Here is a 22,386-nt window from a genome sequence, read left to right on the forward strand (position 1 = left end):
CTTGGCCCCTATGCCGGCCTGGTGCTCCTTCAGGATGCCAATGATCTGCTCTTCGCTGAAACGGCTTTTCCGCATCGTCTGTCTCCTCGTTTGGAGAACAGGCTAACTTCAAACCGCGGATTTTTCAGGGGAGCAGGTCAAGCCCTGTGCCTTCCGCCGTGCCCGGCCCCATATCCTGTCCCATCTTCACCTCCCGATCCGCCGCTGCATCCCGGAAAGTCTAGTCAACCCAAGCGGGTGTTGCGTTGCGCGCATCCCGCAGCGCGCGGTTGGTTAAGAATTGTTTACGATCAGGAAACAAACACTTTTTCGAATGTGGCATCCTTGCCGCGTGGGTGGAGAAACGCGCCTGGGTTGAGCGGCTTTCGCGGTCCGGGCCTTTTTGAGCGAGGGGAATTGGATGCCGGTCACAGAACAGACGCGCGCGGCGCGCTTTCCGGGCGGGGTGCCCGCGGCGGCGCTGCATTACCTGGAACACACCGAGGGCGGGATCTCGCTTCGGGCCCTGGCGCGGCGCTCGGGCGTGCATGCCTCGACGATCCTGCGGCAGATCCGGCGGCTCGAGATGCGTCGCGACGATCCGCTCGTCGATGCCGCGCTGACGCGGCTCGGAGAGATGCCGGCGCTCGAGACGAAAAGCGCGGGCGGCGGCGGCGAGGCGGCGGAACAGGCCATGATCGGCGCGCTGGCGCGGTTGGCCGAACCGGGCGCGGTGCTGGCCGTGGCGCGCGACATGGACAAGGCGGTGGTGGTCCGCGACGAGGCGGGCGGCACCAGCGCGCGGCTCGCGGTCCTGCGCGCCGAGGAGGCCGAGGCCATGGCGCTGCGCGACTGGATCGCCTGCGCGAGCCCCGGGCGGATCTCGCGCTACCGGATCACCGCGGCGGGACGGCAGGCGCTGGCGCGGCAGGGGCCCGAGGCGCCGGGCACGCCCCTCCGGCCCTGCGCGCAGGACGACCCCGCGCCGGGCCCGCGGTTCTGCGCCTCAGAGGCGCCGCTGACGCTTCTGGCGCGGCGGCGCAGCCCGGACGGGCGGCCGTTCCTGCAGGAACGCCATGTCACGGCGGGGCGGCTCCTGCGTGAGGATTTCGAGCTTTCGGGCGTGCCGCCCCGCGCGGCGCTGGCGATCCTGCGCGGCACCCCGGCCGAGCGCGCGCTGGCCCAGGCCGGGCCCGGCCACGGCCCGGCGCGGGCGCGGTTCCTCGCGGTGCTGGAGCGGCTCGGCCCGGGGCTCGGCGACGTGGCGCTGCGGTGTTGCTGCCTGCTCGAGGGGATCGAGACCATCGAGAAGCGGCTCGGCTGGTCGGCGCGCTCGGGCAAGGTGGTGCTGCGCATCGCGCTGGAGCGGCTGGCGCAGTTCTACCGCTCGGACGAAGGGCAGGCGGCGGAGATGATCGGCTGAGCCGGGGCAGGGCGCGCGGCCCGCCCGGGCGGCGCGCGGCGCGGAAGTGACGCAGGCGCCGCCCGGAGCCGCGCGAAGCCCCTGGAAAGGCCGCAATACCGCCTGGGGCGCGGGCCGAACTCGTCACGGCGCTCGGGTGCGTCGCATGTCCGTTATGCGGCCGGCAGCACTGGCAAATCGGCCCGCTGGGCTTTATGTTGCGCCACAACCATTAAGAAATTGCGTGGACCCTCAAGATGCGCGACCTCAAGATCCCCGGAGAGCGTCACCCGGAAAAGGCCCATCGCCCCGACAATCCCCAGCCGAAGAAACCGGACTGGATTCGCGTGCGCGCGCCCGGCGGCAAGGGCTATGCCGACACCCGCAAGATCATGCGCGACAACAACCTGACCACGGTCTGCGAAGAGGCGGGCTGCCCCAACGTGGGCGAATGCTGGTCGGCGGGCCATGCCACCATGATGATCATGGGCGAGGTCTGCACCCGCGGCTGCACCTTCTGCAACGTCGCCACCGGCCGGCCCGATGCGCTGGATGTCTTCGAGCCGGGCCGGGTCGCCGACGCGGTGCAGAAGCTGGGGCTGAACCACGTGGTCATCACCTCGGTCGACCGCGACGACCTCGACGATGGCGGCGCGGAGCATTTCGCCCAGACCATCCGCGCCGTGCGCCACCGCGCGCCGGGCACCACCATCGAGATCCTGACCCCGGACTTCCTGAAGTGCGGCCCCGAGGCCCTGGAAGTGGTGGTCCGCGCCAAGCCGGATGTCTTCAACCACAACCTCGAGACGGTGCCGGCGCTTTATCCCTCGGTGCGTCCGGGCGCGCGCTATTTCCACTCGCTGCGGCTTCTGCAGCGGGTGAAGGAAATCGACCCTTCGGTCTTTACCAAGTCGGGCATCATGGCGGGCCTCGGCGAGGGCCGCGCCGAGGTGCACCAGGTCATGGACGACATGCGTTCGGCCAATGTCGATTTCCTGACCATCGGGCAATACCTGCAGCCGACCCGCAAGCACCACGCGGTCGACCGCTTCGTGACCCCGGAAGAGTTCCAGAGCTACGAGAAGGCGGCCTGGGGCAAGGGCTTCCTGATGGTCTCGGCGACGCCGCTGACGCGGTCCTCCTACCACGCCGGCGAGGATTTCGCCCGGCTGCGCGCCGCCCGCGAGGCGCAGCTGGCCCGCGCCTGAGCGCGCCTGTCCGAGAGTAACGCGAAAACGACTGGGGCCGCTTAGTCCCGGGCGTTTTTCGTCTCCGCCCTCACGTCCCGTCCGGCAGCGCCTTGAGATAGGCCGCCACCGCCTCGCGGTCCGCGGCGGGCAGCTTGGCGAAGTTCTCGATCACCGCGACCATATGGCCCCCGGCGCTGTCGTAATCCGGCGTGAAGCCGGTCTCGAGGTAATAGGCGATGTCGGTCGCCGACCAGTCCAGCGTGCCGGGCGTGATGCCCGGGATGCGCCCCTCGCCCGAGGGGTTCGGCGCGCCGGTCAGCCAGGCCGAAAGATCGAGCCCGCCCAGGGCGTTCCGCGGCGTGTGGCATTCGCCGCAATGGGCCAGCGCCTCGACCAGGTAGCGCCCGCGCGTCTCGGGACCCTCGGCGAGGTCGGTGACCACCCAGTCCTCCGAGAGGTAAAGCATCTTCCAGCCGCCGAGGCTCGCCCGGATCGAGAAGGGAAAACCCAGCTCGTGCGGCGCGGAGGTGTCCGCGCTTTCCGGCAGTTCCTGCATGTAGGCCCAGAGGTCGGCCACGTCCTGCGGCGCCATCCGCGCATAGGCGGCATAGGGGAAGGCAGGGTAATAATGGCTGCCCCCGGGCGTCGTGCCCCGGGTCACGGCGCTGGCGAAGTCCTCGAGCGTCCAGGCCCCGATCCCCGCCTCGGGATGCGGCGAGATATTGGGCGCGCGGAAGGTGCCGAACTCGGTCTCGAAGGCCTGCCCGCCGGCAAGGACCAGCTTGTCTTCGCCCTCGGCCTTGGGCGCATGGTGACAGGAGGCGCAGCCGGCGGCGGTGAAGACCGCCTCGCCGGCTGCGGCATCCGGGGTCAGATCGGCGTAGCGCGCGGCCTCCACCGCGCGCGGCTGGGTGACCCAGAGGCCCACCCCGGCCAGCACGATGAGCGTCGCGCCCGCGGCCAGCGCCTTGCGCAGCATCGCCGGCCGATCAGTTGGGCGAGGCGCGGTAGCTGTCGTGGCAGGCCTTGCAGGCGCCGCCCAGCTCGCGGAGCCCCGCGCCCACCGCCTCGCGGCCATCGCCCGCGCTGGCCTGAAGCGCCGTGGCCTGTTCGCCGAGCGCCGCCCACTTGGAAGTGAAATCGTCGAAATCGCCCCAGATCTCGGCCTTGGCGCGGGTGCCGTCGCGGGAATCCGCGCCCGAACCCTCGGGCCAGAGCGGCGGCTGGTTCACCATGGAGATCGCCTGGATCGAATCCGCCGCGTCCTGGGCGGCCTCGGCGCTGTAGTCGACCTCGCCCTTGGCCATGTCGCCGAGGATGCCGAGGTTGATCGCGAGGATCCGGAACTGGCCCTGGCGCGCCTTGAGCTGCGCGTCGAAGTCCTGGGCGACGGCGGGCATAGCCAGCCCGGCGATCGCGGCGGCGAGAACAAAGGTCTTCATGGAAAATCTCCCGAAAGCGGCAAGCGGTGCGGGAAGCCTAGGGCGGAGCTTCCGTTTCAGGAAAGCAACGCTTTCGTGATGACGCCGGGTCAGGCGGGGGCGCGTCACGCGCCCGGGCCGCTGTGGGAGAGAAAGCTCCGGCCCGGCACCGCGCGCGGCAGCCCCGGGCCGAGGCAGAGGGTCAGCCCTTGTCGTGCCCGCGCTTCTCGAAGCGCGGCAGCATGGCCGAGAAGTCCCGGCCCGCGCCGTCCTCGCCCTCGACGAAGGTGGCGTAAAGCGCCATGGCGGCGGCCCCGAGCGGCGTGTCGGCATCGGCGGAGCTCGCCGCATCCTGGGCAAGCCGCAGGTCCTTGAGCATGAGGTCGGCCGCGAAGCCCGGCTTGTAGTCGTTGTCGGCGGGGGACTTTGGCCCCACGCCCGGCGCCGGGCAATAGGTGTTCATCGACCAGCTCGAGCCGCTCGAGGTCGAGACCACGTCGAACATCGCCTGCCGGTCGAGGCCCAGCTTGTCGGCCAGCGCGAAGGCCTCGCAGGTGCCGATCATGGTGATCCCGAGGATCATGTTGTTGCAGATCTTCGCCGCCTGGCCGTTGCCCGAGGCGCCGCAATGCACCGCCTTCTGGCCCATGATGTCGAAGAGCGGCTTGGCCTTCTCGAAGCCCTGCGCGTCGCCGCCGACCATGAAGGTCAGCGTGCCGCCCTGGGCGCCGCCGACCCCGCCCGAGACCGGCGCGTCGAGCGGCAGGAGCCCCGCGGCGCTGGCCTTCTCGGCCACGGCCCGGGCGCTGTCCACGTCGACGGTGGAGCAGTCGAGGAAGACCGCGCCCGACGCCATGGCCGGGATCGCCTCGTCGGCGACGCGCCGCAGGATATCGCCGTTGGGCAGCATGGTGATGACCACCTCCGCGCCCGCGACCGCCTCTGTGGCGCTGGTGGCGGTGGTGATCCCCTGGAGCGACACCGTGGCGGTGTCGAAGCCGGTCACCTCGTGGCCCGCGCGGGCCAGGTTCTGGGCCATCGGCCCGCCCATGTTGCCGAGCCCGATGAATGCGATCTTCATGTTCCTGCCTCCTCAGTGAGCGCGTGAAAGTCGAGCGCCACCCCCGGCACCGGCGCCAGCATGGCGCGGGCCTCCTCGAGCGGCAGCGCCGCGAGGTCGTGCTGCCAGTTCGGGCTGCGGTCCTTGTCGATGACCTGGGCGCGGACGCCCTCGAGGAAATCGCCCTGGTCCATGGCCCGATGCGTGGCGCGGTATTCCAGCGCCAGGGCGGCGCGGATGTCCTGCGCCTCGGCGCGGTGGCGGCGGATCAGCTCGAGCGTGACGGCCAGCGACAGGGGCGAGCCCCGCGACAGACCCTTGAGCGCCTTGGCCGCCGTCTCCGAGCCATCGGCGCGCAGGGTCTCGAGGATGCCCGCCAGATCGCCCGACCCGAAAAGCGTGTCGAGCCGGTCCTGCTCGGCGGCCAGCGGGCTTTCGGGTGCGGGTGCCGTCGCCGCCTCGAGCGCGGCCAGGTCGCCGGTCTCCGAAAGCGAGGTCTTCAGCGCCTCCCAGCGGGCCTCGGGCACGAAGCGGTCGGCAAAGCCGCAATGGATCGCGTCGCCCGCGCCCATGCGCGCGCCGGTCAGCCCGAGGTATTCCCCCAGCCGCCCCGGTGCCCGGGACAACAGGAGCGAGCCGCCCACGTCGGGCACCAGCCCGATGCCGCATTCCGGCATGGCGACCTGGGTGCTTTCGCCGACGATCCGGTGCGAGACATGGCCGCCGAGGCCCACGCCGCCGCCCATGACGAAGCCCTGCGCGAAGGACAGGATGGGCTTCGGGTATTCCGCCAGAAGCGCGTTCATCCGGTATTCGTCGCGCCAGAAGGCGCGGGCGGCGTCGTAATTGCCCTTGATGCCCTCGTGATACATCGCGGCGATGTCGCCGCCGGCGCAGAAGGCCTTTTCGCCCGCCGCGTCCAGGATCACCAGGGACACCGCCTCGTCGGCGAGCCAGTCCAGAAGCGCCGCCTCGATCTGCAGGCACATCTTGTGGCTCAGCGCGTTCAGCGACTTCTCGCGGGTCAGCGTGATGCGGCCCGCGCGGCCTTCCTTGCGGATCGAAACCTCGCTCATCCCCGAGCCTCCAGCATCTTGCGCGCCACGATCAGGCGCATGATCTCGTTGGTGCCTTCCAGGATCTGGTGCACCCGCAGGTCGCGGACGATCTTCTCGATCCCGTAGTCGGCCAGGTAGCCGTAGCCTCCGTGCAGCTGCAGGCATTGGTCGGCGATGCGCGAGCCCGCTTCAGTGACGAATTTCTTCGCCATGGCGCAGCGCTTGGTCGCCTCGGGGTGCTTCTGGTCGAGCGACCAGGCGGCCTGGCGCAGGAAGACCCGCGCGGCCTCGAGCTCGATCTCCATGTCGGCGAGGCGGAACTGCAGCGCCTGGAACTGGTCGATGGTCTGCCCGAAGGCCTTGCGCTCGCCCATGTAGGAGAGCGTCGCGTCCAGCGCCGCCTGCGCGGCCCCCAGCGAACAGGCGGCGATGTTGAGCCGCCCGCCGTCGAGCCCGGCCATGGCGTATTTGAAGCCCTGGCCCTCTTCGCCCAGAAGGTTCTCGGCGCCGATCTTGCAGCCGTCCATCTGCACCTGGCGCGTGGGCTGGGAACGCCAGCCCATCTTGTCCTCGAGCGCGCCGAAGCTCAGCCCCTCGGTGCCGTCCTCGACCAGGAAGGCCGAGACCCCGCGCGGCCCGTCCTCGCCCGAGCGCGCCATGACGATATAGGCGTCGGAATAGCCGCCGCCCGAGATGAAGGCCTTGGTGCCGGTCAGGCTGTAGCCCTCGTTGGTGCGCTCGGCCTTGGACTTCATCGCCGCCGCATCCGAGCCCGAGCCCGGTTCGGTCAGGCAGTAGGAGAGCACGGTCTTCATCGCCACCGCGTCGGGCAGGACGCGGGCCTTCATCTCGTCGGAGCCGTAGCGGTCGATCATCGCCGCGCACATGTTGTGGATCGACAGGAAGGCCGCGACCGAGGCACAGGACTGGCTCAGCGCCTCGAAGACCAGCGTGGCGTCGAGCCGCGAGAGCCCCGCGCCGCCGGCCTCCTCGGAGACATAGAGCCCGCCCAGGCCCAGCTCGCCCAGTTCGGGCCAGAGCTCCTTGGGGATGGTGCCGTCCTTCTCCCAGGCCAGGGCGTTGGGGGCGATGCGGTCGGCGCCGAAGCTCTGGGCCATGTCGAAGATGGCCTGCGCTTCCTCGGAGAGCGTGAAGTCCATTATCGGCCTCCCTTCCGGTAAATGAACAAGTGTTTAATTGTTGTGGCAGCCGCGCTGTCCATGTGCAAGCGCGGTTGCCGCCCAGACGGGTCAGAGGACCCATCTGAAGTTGTGGCCGTTGCGATTTGAGACCGCAGCGGCTGTCGATTTTCCTTGATCCGAATAAGCGACCTAACGTTAGGTAAGGCCCAATTCAGTTCATCACCTTTTTTCCAAACCCTATTGTACAGGAGTTGAAACATGCGACGCGTGAAACTGTATTCCCTCGTTCCGATCTTGGTGCTTATCGGCTGCGGGCCCCAACCAGATCGCGGCCCGTACAATACTCCAACCCCAGTCACCAATCCGGTCGCCGAGAAAGCGCTCGGAAAAGGTGCATTCCACATTGATCCTTTCAGGGCGAATTTCATTACCACTCCTGGAATTTACAACGTGAGGGAAGGGCAGGTCCGCCAGATATGCGAGCGCGATACCAGCCTGATCGAAACGATTTCAGAGATGCGAAAGGCGCGTGTCCCTGAAGAGCGGATTATTGAAGACAGCCTTCTGGGTGCCTCCTTCACTGTGAACGTCTTGGGGCAGGACTGGACCTATCCCTACAGGAAAATCAAAGTCACGGGTTACACCATCGAGCGTGTGTTCTCCGGTGACAGCGGAAGTCCGGAAGACTGGATCCTGAAAAACCTCGGAGAGCAGTGTCGCGAGTCCGTTCTGCCCAGGAACAAGCCCTATATGGTCGTGACCGGTATTGCCCGCGCCAAATTCGTCGAGTCGGTGGTTGGCGGCGGCGATGTCGGCTTCGCCTTCGGAGTGGGTCCAGCTGTCATCCAAGGTAAGATCGCTCCCTACGAGGAAGAACGCGAGACGGATCGCATCTTTGCGGTGTCAGGCGACTTCGTTCCCGCCGAAGACGAGTAGTTCGGACGGGTCACCGTGTGACGGAGACGAGAGGCGGGCCGGAACCCGCCTCTCGTCCAGTATTCAGTCCATGGCCTTGAAGTTGAACTCGCCGCCTTCCTTGATGCCCGAGAACCACCGCGAGGTGACGGTCTTGGTCTTGGTGTAGAAGCGGAAGGCGTCGGGCCCGTACTGGTTGAGGTCGCCGAAGGCCGATTTCTTCCACCCGCCGAAGGTGTGGTAGCTCAGCGGCACCGGGATCGGGAAGTTGATGCCGACCATGCCGACATTGACCCGGTGCGCGAAGTCGCGCGCGGTGTCGCCGTCGGCGGTGAAGATCGCGCAGCCGTTGCCATAGGGGTTGTCCATGGTGATCTTCAGCGCCTCCTCGTAGGAGCCGGCGCGGACCTGGCTCAAGACCGGGCCGAAGATCTCTTCCTTGTAGATCTCCATCTCCGGGGTGACGTGGTCGAAGTAGGAGGGGCCGACGAAGAAGCCGTCCTCGTAGCCCTGCAGCTTGAAGCCGCGCCCGTCGACCACCAGGTCGGCGCCCGCGTCCACGCCCGAGCCGATCAGCTTCTCGATGCGCTCCTTGGCGGCGGCGGTGATCACCGGGCCGTAGTCGACCTCGTCCTCGGACGTATAGGGGCCGACGCGCAGCTTCTCGATGCGCGGCACCAGCCGCTCGCGCAGCGCCTCGGCGGTCTCCTCGCCGACCGGGACGGCGACCGAGATCGCCATGCAGCGTTCGCCCGCCGCGCCGAAGCCCGCGCCGACCAGCGCGTCGGCGGCCTTGTCCATGTCGGCATCCGGCATGACGATCATGTGGTTCTTGGCGCCGCCGAAGCACTGGGCGCGCTTGCCGTTGTTGGCGGCGCGGCCGTAGATGTACTGCGCGATCGGGGTCGAGCCGACGAAGCCCACCGCCTGCACGGTCTCGTTGTCGAGGATGGCGTCGACCACCTCCTTGTCGCCGTTGACCACCTGCAAGACGCCGTCGGGCAGGCCCGCTTCCTTCAGAAGCTCGGCCAGACGCAGCGAGGTCGAGGGGCAGCGCTCGGAGGGCTTGAGGATCATCGCGTTGCCCGCGACCAGCGCCGGGGCCATCTTCCAGAGCGGGATCATCGCCGGGAAGTTGAAGGGCGTGATGCCGGCCACGACGCCCAGCGGCTGGCGCATCGAATAAAGGTCGATGCCGGGGCCGCCGTCGTTGGTGTATTCACCCTTGAGCATATGCGGCGCGCCCATGCAGACCTCGACCACCTCGAGCCCGCGCTGCACGTCGCCGCGCCCGTCGGGCAGGGTCTTGCCGTGTTCCTTGGAGACCAGCTCGGCCAGTTCGTCCATATGCTCGTTGATGAGCTGGGCGAACTTCATCATCACCCGCGCGCGGCGCTGCGGGTTGGTGGCGCCCCAGCCCTTCTGGGCCTCGGCGGCGCGGGCCACGGCGTCGTCCAGCTCGGCCTTGGTGGCCAGCGGCGTGCGGCCCGAGACCTCGCCGGTGGCGGGGTTCATCACGTCCGAGAAGCGGCCCGAGCCGCCTTTGACATGCGCGCCGTCGATGTAATGGGTCAGTTCTGCGCTCATCTTCCGTCCTCCGGGATTCGTTTGGCCGGAGATTAGCCTTGCAAATTTGCGGGCAGAAGAGGCATCTCATCAAAAAGGATTTGCGAAAATGCAGGGGCGGGCGCTCCGGCGCGCGGAGGCACGATGTTCAGCTGGGACGACATGCGGATATTCCTCGCCACCGCGCGGGGCGAGAGCCTCTCGGCCGCCGGGCGCAGCCTGCGCATGGACCCCGCGACCGTCGGGCGGCGGATCGGCCGGCTCGAGGAAGACCTGGGCGCGCCGCTGTTTGCCAAGAGCCCGCAGGGCTACGCGCTGACCGAGGCGGGCACCCGGCTTCTGGCCCATGCCGAGGAGGCCGAACAGGCCATGCAGGCCGCCGCCGAGACTGTCGCGGGCCGCTCCGAGGGCATGTCGGGCCAGATCCGCATCGGCGCACCGGATGGCTGCGCGAACTACCTCCTGCCGCAGGTCTGCGCGCGCATCGTCGAGGAGAACCCCGACCTCGAGGTGCAGATCGTGGCGCTGCCGCGGGTGGTGAACCTCTCCAAGCGCGAGGCCGACATGGCGATCACCGTCTCGGCCCCCTCGGCGGGGCGGCTGACGGTGCAGAAGATCTGCGACTACCGCCTGCACCTGGCGGCGACCCGCGGCTACCTCACCGAGGCGCCTGCCATCGCGGCGCTCTCGGATCTGCGCGGGCATCGGGTGGTCGGCTATATCCCCGACATGATCTTCGACAAGGAGCTCGACTACCTCGGCGCGCTCGGGGTCGAGCAGGTGGCGCTGGCCTCGAACTCGGCCTCGGTGCAGTTCCAATGGGTGGCGCAGGGCGCGGGGCTGGGCATCGTGCATGACTTCGCCATGCCCACGGCGCCGGGGATGACCCGCATCCTGCCCGAGACGCTGAGCCTCACGCGGTCCTTCTATCTGGTGCGCCACGCCGACGACCGGCGGCTGGAACGGCTGAACCGCTTCGCCCGGATCCTCAGCGAGGGGATTCGCGCCGAGGTCGCGCGGTTGGAAGGTCTGACTTGACAGCCGGGGGGCGCCGCGTGGACGCTCAAGGTCCAACTTACCCGGAGAGGGAGGTCTCCCATGCAGGTCCAGCAGATCCTCAAACTCAAGGCCGATGACGGCGTCGTCACCCTCGGGCCCGATCGCCCGGTGCAGGACGTGGCGAAGATCCTGTCCGAGCGGCGCATCGGCACGGTGGTCATCTCGGAGGACGGCGAGACCGCGCTCGGCATCCTGTCCGAGCGCGACATCGTCCGCGAGCTGGGCGTGCAGGGCCCCGGCTGCATGGAGGAGCCGGTGGAGCGCTACATGACCCGCAAGCTCGAGACCTGCAGCCGCGGCGACAGCGCCCGCGAGGTGCTGGGCCGGATGACCGAGGGCCGCTTCCGCCACATGCCGGTGATCGAGAACGGCAAGATGGTCGGGCTGATCACCCTCGGCGACGTGGTCAAGGCGCTGCTCTCCGAGCTGGAAATGGAGAAAAACGCCCTCGAGGGCATGATCATGGGCTACTGAGAGGGGCGCCCGGGCGCGACCTGCTTGCAATGCGCGGCGCAATATTGTTGCGTGCGCGGAACAACTGACAGGCGCGAGGGAATGCCATGGCCATGCGGACGGCGCTCTATCCCGGGACTTTCGATCCGATCACGCTCGGGCATATCGACATCATCCGCCGCGCGGCGCGGCTCTGCGACAAGCTGGTGATCGGCGTGGCGATCAACCGCGACAAGGGCCCGCTCTTCGATCTCGAGGAGCGGGTCGCGATGATCCACGCCGAATGCGGCCCGCTGTCGGAGGAGACCGGCACCGAGATCGTCGTGCATCCCTTCGAAAATCTGCTGATCGACTGCGCCAACGACGTGGGCGCGGGGATCATCGTGCGCGGTCTGCGCGCGGTGGCGGATTTCGAATATGAATATCAGATGGTGGGGATGAACCGGGCGCTCGATTCGAGCGTCGAGACCGTGTTCCTCATGGCCGAGGCCCGGCACCAGGCCATCGCCTCGAAGCTGGTGAAGGAAATCGCGCGTCTCGGGGGCGACGTCACCAAGTTCGTCACCCCCGAGGTTCGAACCGCCCTGGTGGGCAAGTTCGGGGCTTAGCCGTAGACGGCGCTGCGCGCGACGTCGCGTTCGCGACCGTTGATGTTGAGGTCCACGCGGGTCTCCAGCGGCAGGCCCTCCAGCTCGTGGCGGGTGCGGCGGAAAGCGGCGCGCTTGCGCAGGCGGTCGTTCAGCGTTTCGAAAAATGCCATCTCGCATCTCCTTCGAAGTCTTCGTCTCTGTTGGCGCTAACTTATGCGTGCTGCGTCGCAGCACAACTTCGCTGAGGCGGAAGCCGCCATGCAAAAAGTGCATGGCGGGGAGAGGGTGTAGGGCATTGGTTTTGTTGGGTTAATTTGTGTGGGCTGGCGAGGTGGGAGGGCCTTGGGCGGTGCTCGGGGCCTTGAAAGGCGGGATCGGGTCACAGTGAACCGCGCCATGCCCCCGGCTTCGGGGCTTGTGTGAATCGCCTTGGCCCCTGCCTGAACCGCCCAGCCAAAGCCCCCCACAGCCACCAACTCACCCCCCTCAAACCCCGCTCAACCTGCGCCCGAATAGCACCGAAGGTGCCGGGCGCGCGCCGGACCGGCCCCTTGGGCCGGCGCTCTTGTGAGTGGGGCGCCTAGATCGCCGCTAGCCCTGACCTTGCAGGGATAAAGTGCGCCGTTCGACTGTCAGCAGCGCCGGCCCCCGGTCCGGCGCGCGCCCTCTGGCGGGAAGGCTGTAAGGGGCGGTAGGGCCTGTGGTGAGGGGTGTGCCTGGAGCATTGGGCGTTGGATGTATTGCGAGGGCGGAGCAGCTGCGTGGTGCTTGGTGCTGTTCTGGGTTTTAGGGCTCTAGCGCCTTCTCAGGCTTTCACAGTTCACGCGCTCGGCACATCTGTGCTTGGGCCTGAGCCTGAGCCTGCGCCTGCGCTTAAGCCTGCTCCTAAGCCTGTGCCTCAGCCTGAGCCTGAGCCTGTGAAAGCCCAGCAAACCCAACCCACACCACCACCACCACCCCACACACAAAAAAACGCCGGACCGATCCCTCGGCCCGGCGTCCCGGCGCGCACCCCTCAAGGCACGCCCCAAATCAAACCGCCTCAGACGAACTTGCCCAGTTCCACCGCGGTGTCGACCATGCGGCTCGAGAAGCCCCATTCGTTGTCATACCAGCTCAGCACCCGCACGAAGTTGCCGTCCATGACCTTGGTCTGGTCGGTCGCGAAGATCGAGGAATGCGAGTCGTGGTTGAAGTCCTGGCTCACCAGCTTGTGGTCGGTCACCCCCAGGATGCCCTCCAAGGGGCCGCTGGCGGCGGCCTTGCGGATCGCCTCGTTGACCTCCTCGGCGGTGGTGTCGCGGCCGGCCTCGAAGGTCAGGTCGACCACGGAGACGTTGGGCGTCGGCACCCGGATCGCCACGCCGTCGAGCTTGCCGGCGAGGTCGGGCAGCACCAGGCCCACGGCCTTGGCCGCACCGGTCGAGGTCGGGATCATGTTCAGCGCCGCGGCGCGGGCGCGGTAGAGATCCTTGTGCATCGTGTCCAGCGTCGGCTGGTCGCCGGTGTAGGAGTGGATCGTGGTCATGAAGCCGCGGGTGATGCCCATGGTGTCGTTCAGCACCTTGGCCACCGGCGACAGGCAGTTGGTGGTGCAGGAGGCGTTGGAGACCACCAGGTCGTCGGCGGTCAGCGTCTCGTGGTTCACGCCGTAGACGATGGTCTTATGCGCCTCGGAGCAGGGCGCCGAGACCAGCACGCGCTTGGAGCCGTTCTCGAGGTGCAGCGCGGCCTTCTCGCGGCTGGTGAAGATGCCGGTGCATTCCAGCACCACGTCCACGTCCGACCAGGGCAGCTCCTTGGGGTCGCGGATCGCGGTCACCCGGATCTTGCCGCGGCCCACGTCGATCCAGTCGTCGCCGGTGGTGACCGCGACCGGGAAGCGGCCGTGCACGCTGTCGTACTGCAGAAGATGCGCGTTGGTCTCGACCGGGCCGAGATCGTTGATCGCGACGACCTCGATGTCGGTGCGGTTCTGCTCGATGATCGCGCGCAGCACGTTGCGGCCGATCCGTCCGAAGCCATTGATCGCGACTTTGGTGGTCATGGAGGTTCTCCTTTGCGCCTGGGGCGGAGTGGTCTGGATCCAATTCGTTACCGCTAACAAGCAAAGCGGCCCGCGCCTGTCAAGGTGACGGAGCCCGCGGTCGGGTCAAGAGCGAAGAGAGATCAGCGCCAGAAGGCCAGCCATTCCAGCAGCTCGAAGAACTTCTGCCCGAGGAAGACTAGGTGCTCGGGGCCGAAGAGCGCGAGGTCCAGGACCACGGCGCCCAGGATCAGGAGGCCGAGGGACAGCGCGACGGAGTTGGTCATGGTGTGCGCTCCTGGGGGTGGGGGCGCCGCGGGCGCGCGGCATCGGGCGGGCTCAGCCTAGCAGGCCGCGGGGCGGGGATCACGCCCGGGGCGTGCCACGGAGGTGACGGCGCGGCGTGGCTGTGGCTTTCCGATCCTCGGCGGGCGCGGGGGCAGGGGCCGCGGGGCCAAGAAGGCCGCCGGATGCCGTGCCTTGGCAATGATCGCTGCTTAGACAGAAAAACGCCCGGACCGCTTGGCCCGGGCGTTTTCTATCTCTGCCTGCGGGACGCCTCAGCGCGCGCAAAGCCCGCTCCGCCAGCCTCCCAGCCAGCGCCAACCCCTCAGTGCAGCATTCGCCCCATGGCGGCGGCCACATCAGCCATGCGCGCCGAGAAGCCCCATTCGTTGTCATACCAGGCCAGCACCCGCACCAGCCGCTTGCCGGTCACCTTGGTCTGGTCGGGCGCGAAGATCGAGCTTTGCGTGGTGTGGTTGAAATCCACCGAGACCTTGGGCTCGGGGTCATAGGCCAGGACCGAGCCCATGCGGCCCGCGGCGGCCTCTGCCACCACCTCGTTCACATCCGCGACCGTCACGTCGCGGCCCGCCACGAAGGTCAGGTCCACCGCCGAGACATTGGGCGTCGGCACCCGGATCGCCGAGCCGTCGAGCTTGCCGCGCAGGTTCGGCAGCACCTCGCCCAGGGCCTTGGCCGCGCCGGTCGAGGTCGGGATCATCGCCATGGCCGCGGCGCGGGCGCGGTAGAGGTCGTCGTGCCGCCGGTCGAGCGTCGGCTGGTCGCCGGTGTAGGAATGGATCGTGGTCATGATGCCCGACTCGATGCCGATGGCCTCGTCCAGCACCTTGGCGAGCGGGGCCAGGCAGTTCGTCGTGCAGGAGCCATTCGAAATCAGCGTCTCGCCCTCGAGGAGATCGCGGTGGTTCACCCCGTAGACCACGGTGCGTTCGACGTTCTTGGCGGGCGCGGAGATCAGCACCGACTTGGCGCCGCGCGTCTTGTGGACCTGCGCCTTCAGCCCGTCGTTATACTTCCCGGTGCATTCCAGGACGACGTCGCAGCCCTCCCAGTCAAGCTCCTCGGGGTCATAGGTCGAGAACATCTTCATCGGCCCGCGCCCCAGGTCCATCGTGTCGCCCGAGACCCGGACCTCGCCGGGGAAGCGGCCATGCACGCTGTCGTAACGCAGAAGATGCGCCGAGGTCTCGATCGGGCCGGTGGCGTTGATCTTGACCACCTGCACATCGTTGCGTGCGCTTTCCGCGATATGGGCGAGCGTCGACCGCCCGATCCGTCCGAACCCGTTGATCCCGACCGTCACCGTCATGAAATGCCTCCGTCACAGCGTTTGTGAACCTTCGTATACGGAGGGGAGCGGGGGCGCCGCAATGCGGAAAACCGTGTTTTTCCAATATGTTGGCGTTAACATCTGGTCGCGGACCCATGGTTGCGCTAACCCTTTTGGCATGGTCGCGCTAACACCAAGGGCCGGGGGCTCCAGATGAACCTTTCCGATCTTGCCGCCCTTGTCGGGCGGCTCCTGATCGCGGCGCTCTTCGCCGCGGGGACCGTGCAGAAACTGGCCGATCCGGGGCCCGCCATGGCGCTTCTCACCGATCGCGGCTGGCCCGAATTGCTGATCTGGCCCGCGACGCTTTTCAACGGGGCGGCGGCGCTGGCGCTGATCCTGGGGCTCTGGACCCGGCCCGTGGCGGCGGCGCTCGCCGCCTATTGCATGGTCACCAGCTATTTCCACTTCCTGCCCGAGGACCCCTGGCAGATGTCGATCTTCGTAAAGAACTGGGCCGTGGCCGGCGGCTGCCTGGTGCTTTCCGCCCATGGTCCCGGCCGTTTCGCGCTTGCGCCCTTGCGTTGAGGGCGCGCGGGCTTACCTTGGCGCTCGGTTCAGGCAGAGGTGAGACATGAGCGGTCTTCTGGCGCTTCTCGACGACGTGGCGGGCATCGCCAAGGTGGCGGCGGCTTCGGTCGACGACATCGCGGGGCAGGCGGCCAAGGCCGGCTCCAAGGCCGCAGGCGCGGTGATCGACGACGCGGCGGTGACGCCGAAATACGTCCAGGGCTTCGAGCCCGCCCGCGAACTGCCGATCATCTGGAAGATCGCGCGCGGCTCGCTCTTCAACAAGCTGGTGTTCCTGCTGCCGGCGGGGCTTTTGCTCTCGGCCTTCGCGCCCTGGGCCATCGCGCCGCTCCTGATGCTGGGCGGGGGTTACCTCTGTTTCGAGGGCGCCGAGAAGATCGCCCATGCGCTGGGGCATCACGACGTCCAGGAAGAGGCCGGCCGCACCAAGGTCATCGACGACCCCCAGCACCTCGAGGAGGAGAAGGTCGAAGGCGCGATCAAGACCGATTTCATCCTCTCCGCCGAGATCATGACCATCGCGCTGGCGGCGATCCCGGCCAGCACCTTCTGGATGGAGGCCGCGACGCTGGCGACCGTGGCGGTGATAATCACCCTCGCGGTCTACGGCTCGGTGGCGCTGATCGTGAAGATGGACGACATCGGGCTCTGGATGACCCAGACCGCGCGGACCGGGCTTGGCCGGGGGCTCGGGCGCGGCATCGTGAAGTTCATGCCTTTCCTGATGAAGGCCCTGGCGGTGATCGGCACCGGCGCGATGCTCTGGGTCGGCGGGTCGATCATCGTGCACGGGCTAGGCCAGATGGGCTGGCACGGGCCGGAAGAGGTGATCCACGCGGTGGCCGTGGCCGTGGCGGGCGTGACTCCCGAGGGGCTGCACGGCGCGGTGGAATGGATCGTGACGGCGGCCATCGACGGCGTGTTGGGCCTGGCCCTTGGCCTGGCGCTGATCCCGGTCGGGCAGTGCTTCATCACGCCGCTCTGGCGGGCGACCTTCGGGGCCAAGAAAAAGGCCGCCTGAGCGGGCAGGCGGCCTGTTTCGGGTTGTTAGGGGGGCGTTAGGCCCCCGCGTCTCAGCTCGAGCCCTGCGGCGTGATCCGCACGATCCGCCCGTTGTCCGCATCGGTGATCGCCAGCAGGCTGCCGTCGGCATCCACGGTCACGTCGCGCACCCGGCCGAGCTGCATCAGCATCCGCTCTTCCTCGCCGACCCGGTCGCCCTCGAGGCCCAGCCGCACGATGCCGCCGGGATTGAGCGAGCCGATGAACATGTCGCCCTGCCACTCGGGGAAGAGATCGCCCTCGTAGATCGTCAGGTCGCCCGGTGCGATCACCGGGTCCCAGAAGTAGACCGGCTGCTCCATGCCCTCGGCCTGGGCTTCGCCCGAGCCGATCGGGCTGCCGCCGTAGGTCTCGCCGTAGGAGATCACCGGCCAGCCGTAGTTCTTGCCGGGCTCCGGCAGGTTCAGCTCGTCGCCGCCCCGGGGCCCGTGTTCGATGGTCCAGAGCTGGCCGTCGCGGACATGCGCGCCCTGCACGTTGCGGTGGCCGTAGGACCAGATCGAGGGCACAGCCTCGGGGTCATCCACGAAGGGATTGTCCTCGGGCACGGCGCCGTCCTCGGTGAAGCGCACGATCTTGCCGTAGGTCTTGTCGAGGTCCTGGGCAAAGACGCGCTCTTCCTCGGTGGAATGCTCGCCGGTCGTGACGAAGACATGCCCCGCGCCGTCGAAGACCACCCGGCTGCCGAAATGCGCGGGCGAGAAGGAGGAGGGCTCCTGCACGAAGAACTCGGTCACGTCCTCGAGGCGCGAGAGGTCTTCGGAGAGCCTGCCATAGGCCGCCGCCGTGGCGTTCTTCCGCAGCCCGATGGGCTTGGCGTAGGTCAGGTAGACCCGCCGGCTTTCGGCGAAATCGGGCGCGAGCGCCACGTCGAGAAGCCCGCCCTGGCCCTGGGCGCGCACCTTGGGCACGTTGCCGATGGGCTCGGAGATCCCGCCTTCGGGATCGACGAAGCGGAGCGCCCCGGGCCGTTCGGTGACCAGGTAGCCCGCGCCCTCGGGCAGGACCGCGATGCCCCAAGGATGGGTGAGCCCCTCGGCGAGGGTCTCGGTCGCCAGCGTGACCTCGCTCTGCACCAGCGGCGCGCGGAACTGGTCCTCTCGGGCGGGCGGGAAATCGGTGTTGCGCGGGCCGCGCTCGAAGCCCTGGCCGAAGGCCGGGGCGGCGAGGGTCAGCGCGAGGGCCGAGAGGCCGAGCGCGCGGAGCGGGGTCTGGGTCATGGAGCTCTCCCTTTGGACGGTTGTTCGGGATGCTACGCGCAGGGGTGGCGAAAGTTGCATCACAGGGGCGTGGGGGGGAGGTGGTTGGGGGTTGTGAGTGGGGCTGCGTGCTTGGGTCTGATGAGTGAGGCAGAAAGGCACAGGCAGTTCACTGAGAAAGACCTGGGCCGCTGGGAGGCTGGGTTGCCCGGCTTCCAGCACGGACTGGTGACATCCGAAGAACGCTTGGAGCTCTGCGCAAATCGTTCGAACCTCGACGAACCACGCCACCAACGGGCCCGCCAAGCCCAGCAAACCGCACCACGCCCCCTCAGGCCCCTGCAACATCGCACCCCAAACCCACCCCAGCGGGCAGAGGGCGCGCGCCGGACCGGGGGCCGGCGCTGCCAAGCTCTGAGCGAGGCGCTTTATCCCAACAAGGTCAGGGCTAGCGATGATCTAAGCACGCCACCCCAAGGAGCGCCGGCCCAAGGGGCCGGTCCGGCGCGCGCCCGGCATCTTTGATGCTGTTCGGGCGCAAGCGGGGCGTGTGATGGATGGGGCGGGCGTTTGTGGAAAAGGGGGATTAGGGAAGTGGAGTGCTGGCTGGGTAGGGGGGCTGGCCCTTCCGGCCCGGGAATTGGCGAGATGTTCCATGAGACCCGGCGCACCGGAGCACCGGAGCGGAGCGGTCCTTTCCTTCATGGAAAATTCTTCATGGAAAACCACACCCGCACAGGCCCCTAGAAACGACACCTGCACGGGCTGAGTACCAAGCAGACTTGGCTCCAACCGGACCCGGCTCCGTCCGGGCGCGCCACCACCCCCCAACCCAAAAAGCGCCCCGCGTCACCCGCGGAACGCCTTCTCTCACATCAAACCCGCAAGCCTTACAGCAGCGACTTCACCTTCTCGGCCACGGCCTCGGCGGTGATGCCGAAATGCTCGTAAAGCTCGCCCGCCGGCGCCGAGGCGCCGAAACCGGACATGCCCACGAAGCCCGCCTTCTTCTCGCGGCCGCGCTCGCCGATCAGCCAGCGGTCCCAGCCCAGCTCGACCGCGGCCTCGATACCGACCCGCACCGGGCCCGCGGGCAGCACGCGCTTGCGGTAGCTCTCGTCCTGCTCGGCGAAAAGCTCCCAGGACGGCATGGAGACCACCCGCGTGCCGATGCCCTCGGTCTGCAGCGCCTCGCGCGCGGCCATGGCCACCGAGACCTCGGAGCCGGTCGCCAGGAGGATCGCCTGGCGCTTGCCCTCGGCCTCGGCCAGCACATAGGCGCCCTGCGAGACGAGGTTCTTGGTCTTCACCTCCTTGCGCACCGCCGGCAGGCCCTGGCGCGAGAGCACCATGACCGAGGGGCGGTCGCTCTGGGTCAGCGCCAGTTCCCAGGCCTCGGCGGTCTCCACCGTGTCGGCGGGCCGGAAGGTCAGGGTGTTGGGCGTCGCCCGGCAAATCGCCAGGTGCTCGACCGGCTGGTGCGTCGGGCCGTCCTCGCCGAGACCGATGCTGTCATGGGTCATCACGAAGACCGTCGGCACCTTCTGCAGCGCCGCGAGCCGCATCGCGGGGCGGGCGTAATCGGTGAAGCAGAAGAAGGTGCCGCCATAGGGCCGCACGCCGCCGTGCAGCGCCATGCCGTTCATCGCTGCGGCCATGCCGTGCTCGCGAATGCCGTAGTAGACGTAGCGGCCCTCGCGGCTCTCGACGTCGAAGACGCCCAGATCGGCGGTCTTGGTGTTGTTCGAGCCGGTCAGGTCCGCCGACCCGCCGAGCGTCTCGGGCATGATCGGGTTCACCACCTCGAGCACCATCTCGGAGGATTTCCGCGTGGCGACCTTGGGCTGGGTCTCGACCAGCTGCTTCTTCAGCGCCTTGATCGTGGCCGAAAGCTTCTTCGGGGCCTCGCCGGCGAGCGTGCGGTCGAACTCGCGGCGCTTGGCGGCGGAGAGCTTCTCGGCGCGGGCCTCCCAGGCCTCGCGGTCGGCACCGCCGCGGCGGCCGGCCTCTTCCCACCAGCTCTTGATCTCGGCAGGGATGTCGAAGGGCGCGGCCTCCCAGCCCCAGGCCGCGCGGGCGGCGGTGTTCTGGTCGGCATCGGTCAGCGCGCCATGGCCCTTGGCGGTGTCCTGCGCGGCGTGGCCCAGCGCGATATGCGTCTTGCAGGCGATCATCGAGGGCCGCTTGTCGGCCTTGGCGGCGCGGATCGCGGCGTCGATGGCCTCGGGGTCGTGGCCGTCGATCTCCTGGACGTGCCAGCCGGAGGCGGCGAAGCGCTGCGGCTGGTCGGTCTTGTCGGCAATCGAGACCGCGCCGTCGATGGTGATGGCGTTGTTGTCCCAGAAGACCACGAGGTGGCCCAGCTCCTGGCGACCGGCGAGCGCGATGGCCTCCTGGCTGACGCCCTCCATCAGGCAGCCGTCGCCGGCGATGACATAGGTGTGGTGGTCGATCAGCTTCTTGCCGAAGCGCGCGCGCAGCGATTCCTCGGCGATGGCGAAGCCCACGGACATGGCGATGCCCTGGCCGAGCGGGCCGGTGGTGGTCTCGATGGCGCTGGCCAGGAAGTTCTCGGGGTGGCCCGCGGTCCGGGCGCCGAGCTGGCGGAAGTTGCGCAGCTGGTCGAGCGTGATCTCGCTGTCACCGGCAAGGTAAAGCAGCGCGTAAAGCAGCATCGAGCCGTGACCGGCGGAAAGGATGAAGCGGTCGCGGTCGGCCCAGTTCGGGGCGCTGGCGTCATATTTCAGGTGCTGGCCCCAGAGCACGGTGGCAACATCCGCCATGCCGATCGGCATGCCCGAATGCCCGGAGTTCGCTCCCGCCACGGCGTCGAGTGCCAGGGCGCGGATCGCCGCCGCCCGCTGCCAGTGTTCGGGGTGTTTCGCCTTGAGCGCGTCGATGTCCACGGGTCACTGTCCTGTCTGAGCAAAAAGGGATCAACCTGCGTCTAATCAGCGCCTGCGGCAAGATCAAGCTCGGGCGCCAAGGCCTTGACATCAAACGGGGGGCGCTTTCCCCTTTGACTTGTTAAATTCATCTGACACGACGCCAAAGACACGATTCGGGCCGCCCGCGGCCCGTGGCGGACCGGGCAAGAGGCAGACAGAATGAGCGATCTATCGGAGCTTGAGCGGCGCATCGCCGCCGCATTGGACCGCATCTCGCGCGGGGTCGAAGGGCTGGGCCATGACGCGCCCGCGGCCGGGGACGACGCCGAGGCGGGCGCGGCCCGCGCCGAGATCGCCCGGCTCGAGGCCGCGCTCGAGGACGAGCGCACCGCCAATGCCCAGCTCGAGGCGCGGGTGCGCGCCATCCGCGACAAGCAGGACGGCGAGGTCTCGGGCCTGCGCGGCGAGGCCGAAAGCACGCGCCAGGCGCTGGCCGATCTCGACGCCGAGCTGCAGCGCCTGCGCCACGCCAACGACATGCTGACCCGCACCAATGCCGAGATGCGCGAGGCGCTGCAGGACAACCTCGGCGAGCCGCATCTGATCAACCAGGCCATGCTGGCCGAGCTCGAGGCCCTGCGCGCCGCGCGCAGCGCCGAGGGCGCCGAGAGCCGCGCGGTCCTCTCCGCGCTCACCCCGCTTCTGGCCGAGGCCGAGGCGCGCGCCAGCGAAGAGGAGGTCTCCTGATGCCCGAGATCGACATTTCCATCGGCAACCGTTCCTTCGCCGTCGCCTGCCAGGACGGCGAGGAGCAGTTCCTGATCACCGCCGCCGAGATGCTCGACCAGGAGGCGCAATCGCTGGTCAGCCAGATCGGGCGGCTGCCCGAGACGCGGATGCTGCTGATGGCCGGGCTGATGCTGGCCGACAAGACCGCGGGGCTCGAGGACAAGCTGGCGGTGGCCGAGGCCCGGGTGGCCGAGCTCGAGACGCGGATCAAGCAGGAGGCGCAGCGGCCCCAGCCCAGCCCGCAGAAGGTCGAGGTGCCGGTCCTGCCCGAGGGCGTGCTGGAAAGCATGGCCGAGCTGGCCGCCCGCGCCGAGGCGGTGGCCGAGGAGGTCGAGGAGAAGGCCGAGGGGTGAGCCGGTTCGGCCGCGCCAGTCAGTGCTGAGAAAAAAGGCCGGCGCCCGTCTGGGGCACCGGCCTTTA

At 68.4% G+C, this 22,386-nt stretch carries 22 protein-coding genes; 10 read left to right on the forward strand and 12 right to left on the reverse strand.

What is annotated here, in order from left to right; translation table 11 throughout:
* Window positions 1-400 precede the first annotated feature (400 nt).
* Together ACX938_RS12680 and lipA are read left to right on the forward strand one after the other, a co-directional pair.
* Entirely contained in the window at window positions 401-1,402 is a 1,002-nt protein-coding gene (locus ACX938_RS12680) for a DUF6456 domain-containing protein (protein WP_459431330.1), read from the forward strand.
* Window positions 1,403-1,638: 236 nt separating this feature from the next.
* Window positions 1,639-2,589 (forward strand): lipoyl synthase, encoded by a 951-nt coding sequence (gene lipA / locus ACX938_RS12685; protein WP_232753019.1) that lies wholly within the window; start codon window positions 1,639-1,641, stop codon window positions 2,587-2,589.
* Window positions 2,590-2,659: 70 nt separating this feature from the next.
* On the opposite strand, the gene ACX938_RS12690 is transcribed toward lipA, so the two are convergent.
* The 5 genes from ACX938_RS12690 to ACX938_RS12710 form a co-directional block, all read right to left on the reverse strand.
* The gene (locus ACX938_RS12690) at window positions 2,660-3,550 is read right to left on the reverse strand and encodes a c-type cytochrome (protein WP_459431331.1); all 891 of its coding nucleotides are present in this window, start codon (window positions 3,548-3,550) and stop codon (window positions 2,660-2,662) included.
* Window positions 3,551-3,560: 10 nt separating this feature from the next.
* Complete coding sequence (locus ACX938_RS12695) at window positions 3,561-4,013, reverse strand: c-type cytochrome (RefSeq protein ID WP_232753017.1); 453 nt, start codon at window positions 4,011-4,013, stop codon at window positions 3,561-3,563.
* A gap of 181 nt (window positions 4,014-4,194) precedes the next feature.
* Window positions 4,195-5,073, reverse strand: a complete 879-nt coding sequence (gene mmsB, locus ACX938_RS12700; protein WP_459431332.1) for a 3-hydroxyisobutyrate dehydrogenase — start codon at window positions 5,071-5,073, stop codon at window positions 4,195-4,197.
* Window positions 5,070-6,128, reverse strand: a complete 1,059-nt coding sequence (locus ACX938_RS12705; RefSeq protein ID WP_459431333.1) for an enoyl-CoA hydratase/isomerase family protein — start codon at window positions 6,126-6,128, stop codon at window positions 5,070-5,072. Before ACX938_RS12705 ends, mmsB begins: the two co-directional genes overlap by 4 nt.
* Window positions 6,125-7,270, reverse strand: a complete 1,146-nt coding sequence (locus ACX938_RS12710; RefSeq protein WP_232753014.1) for an acyl-CoA dehydrogenase family protein — start codon at window positions 7,268-7,270, stop codon at window positions 6,125-6,127. Before ACX938_RS12710 ends, ACX938_RS12705 begins: the two co-directional genes overlap by 4 nt.
* A gap of 240 nt (window positions 7,271-7,510) precedes the next feature.
* Here ACX938_RS12710 and ACX938_RS12715 point away from each other — a divergent pair, with 240 nt between their 5' ends.
* The gene (locus tag ACX938_RS12715) at window positions 7,511-8,188 is read left to right on the forward strand and encodes a hypothetical protein (RefSeq protein ID WP_459431334.1); all 678 of its coding nucleotides are present in this window, start codon (window positions 7,511-7,513) and stop codon (window positions 8,186-8,188) included.
* Window positions 8,189-8,251: 63 nt separating this feature from the next.
* On the opposite strand, the gene ACX938_RS12720 is transcribed toward ACX938_RS12715, so the two are convergent.
* On the reverse strand, window positions 8,252-9,754 hold the full coding sequence (locus ACX938_RS12720) for a CoA-acylating methylmalonate-semialdehyde dehydrogenase (protein WP_232753013.1): 1,503 nt from the start codon (window positions 9,752-9,754) through the stop codon (window positions 8,252-8,254).
* Window positions 9,755-9,877: 123 nt separating this feature from the next.
* On the opposite strand from ACX938_RS12720, the gene ACX938_RS12725 reads away from it, so the two are divergent.
* The 3 genes from ACX938_RS12725 to coaD all read left to right on the forward strand — a co-directional run bounded on the left by ACX938_RS12725 (window position 9,878) and on the right by coaD (window position 11,853).
* Entirely contained in the window at window positions 9,878-10,771 is an 894-nt protein-coding gene (locus tag ACX938_RS12725) for a LysR family transcriptional regulator (RefSeq protein WP_459431335.1), read from the forward strand.
* A 60-nt stretch (window positions 10,772-10,831) separates the two neighbouring features.
* On the forward strand, window positions 10,832-11,266 hold the full coding sequence (locus tag ACX938_RS12730) for a CBS domain-containing protein (protein WP_232753011.1): 435 nt from the start codon (window positions 10,832-10,834) through the stop codon (window positions 11,264-11,266).
* Window positions 11,267-11,358: 92 nt separating this feature from the next.
* On the forward strand, window positions 11,359-11,853 hold the full coding sequence (coaD, locus tag ACX938_RS12735) for a pantetheine-phosphate adenylyltransferase (RefSeq protein WP_232753179.1): 495 nt from the start codon (window positions 11,359-11,361) through the stop codon (window positions 11,851-11,853).
* On the opposite strand, the gene ACX938_RS12740 is transcribed toward coaD, so the two are convergent.
* From ACX938_RS12740 to gap (ACX938_RS12755), 4 genes are all read right to left on the reverse strand, one after another.
* Window positions 11,850-12,005, reverse strand: coding sequence for a hypothetical protein (locus tag ACX938_RS12740; RefSeq protein ID WP_232753010.1), 156 nt, complete (start codon window positions 12,003-12,005; stop codon window positions 11,850-11,852). The two genes, coaD and ACX938_RS12740, sit on opposite strands and share 4 nt — an antisense overlap.
* An 872-nt stretch (window positions 12,006-12,877) precedes the next feature.
* Complete coding sequence (gene gap, locus ACX938_RS12745) at window positions 12,878-13,882, reverse strand: type I glyceraldehyde-3-phosphate dehydrogenase (protein WP_232753009.1); 1,005 nt, start codon at window positions 13,880-13,882, stop codon at window positions 12,878-12,880.
* Window positions 13,883-14,004: 122 nt separating this feature from the next.
* Entirely contained in the window at window positions 14,005-14,148 is a 144-nt protein-coding gene (locus ACX938_RS12750; RefSeq protein ID WP_232753008.1) for a hypothetical protein, read from the reverse strand.
* Between the two features lie 323 nt (window positions 14,149-14,471).
* Window positions 14,472-15,476 carry a type I glyceraldehyde-3-phosphate dehydrogenase gene (gene gap / locus ACX938_RS12755; protein ID WP_459431336.1) on the reverse strand — a complete coding sequence of 335 codons (1,005 nt, stop codon included), beginning with the start codon at window positions 15,474-15,476 and terminating at the stop codon, window positions 14,472-14,474.
* A 174-nt stretch (window positions 15,477-15,650) separates the two neighbouring features.
* Here gap (ACX938_RS12755) and ACX938_RS12760 point away from each other — a divergent pair, with 174 nt between their 5' ends.
* Both ACX938_RS12760 and ACX938_RS12765 read left to right on the forward strand, forming a co-directional pair.
* Complete coding sequence (locus tag ACX938_RS12760) at window positions 15,651-16,025, forward strand: DoxX family protein (RefSeq protein WP_459431337.1); 375 nt, start codon at window positions 15,651-15,653, stop codon at window positions 16,023-16,025.
* Between the two features lie 46 nt (window positions 16,026-16,071).
* A complete protein-coding gene (locus ACX938_RS12765; RefSeq protein WP_459431338.1) occupies window positions 16,072-17,049 on the forward strand; it encodes a DUF808 domain-containing protein in 978 nt (325 codons plus the stop codon).
* A gap of 52 nt (window positions 17,050-17,101) precedes the next feature.
* Here ACX938_RS12765 and ACX938_RS12770 read toward each other — a convergent pair whose 3' ends face one another.
* Window positions 17,102-18,310, reverse strand: a complete 1,209-nt coding sequence (locus tag ACX938_RS12770; RefSeq protein ID WP_459431339.1) for a PQQ-dependent sugar dehydrogenase — start codon at window positions 18,308-18,310, stop codon at window positions 17,102-17,104.
* Window positions 18,311-19,179: 869 nt separating this feature from the next.
* On the reverse strand, window positions 19,180-21,195 hold the full coding sequence (tkt, locus tag ACX938_RS12775) for a transketolase (RefSeq protein WP_459431340.1): 2,016 nt from the start codon (window positions 21,193-21,195) through the stop codon (window positions 19,180-19,182).
* A gap of 201 nt (window positions 21,196-21,396) precedes the next feature.
* Here tkt and ACX938_RS12780 point away from each other — a divergent pair, with 201 nt between their 5' ends.
* Window positions 21,397-21,924 (forward strand): hypothetical protein, encoded by a 528-nt coding sequence (locus tag ACX938_RS12780; RefSeq protein WP_459431341.1) that lies wholly within the window; start codon window positions 21,397-21,399, stop codon window positions 21,922-21,924.
* Complete coding sequence (locus tag ACX938_RS12785; RefSeq protein ID WP_232753001.1) at window positions 21,924-22,319, forward strand: cell division protein ZapA; 396 nt, start codon at window positions 21,924-21,926, stop codon at window positions 22,317-22,319. The genes ACX938_RS12780 and ACX938_RS12785 overlap by 1 nt, the downstream gene beginning before the upstream one ends.
* Window positions 22,320-22,386: the final 67 nt, after the last annotated feature.

It is taken from the genome of Roseivivax sp., assembly GCF_054552075.1.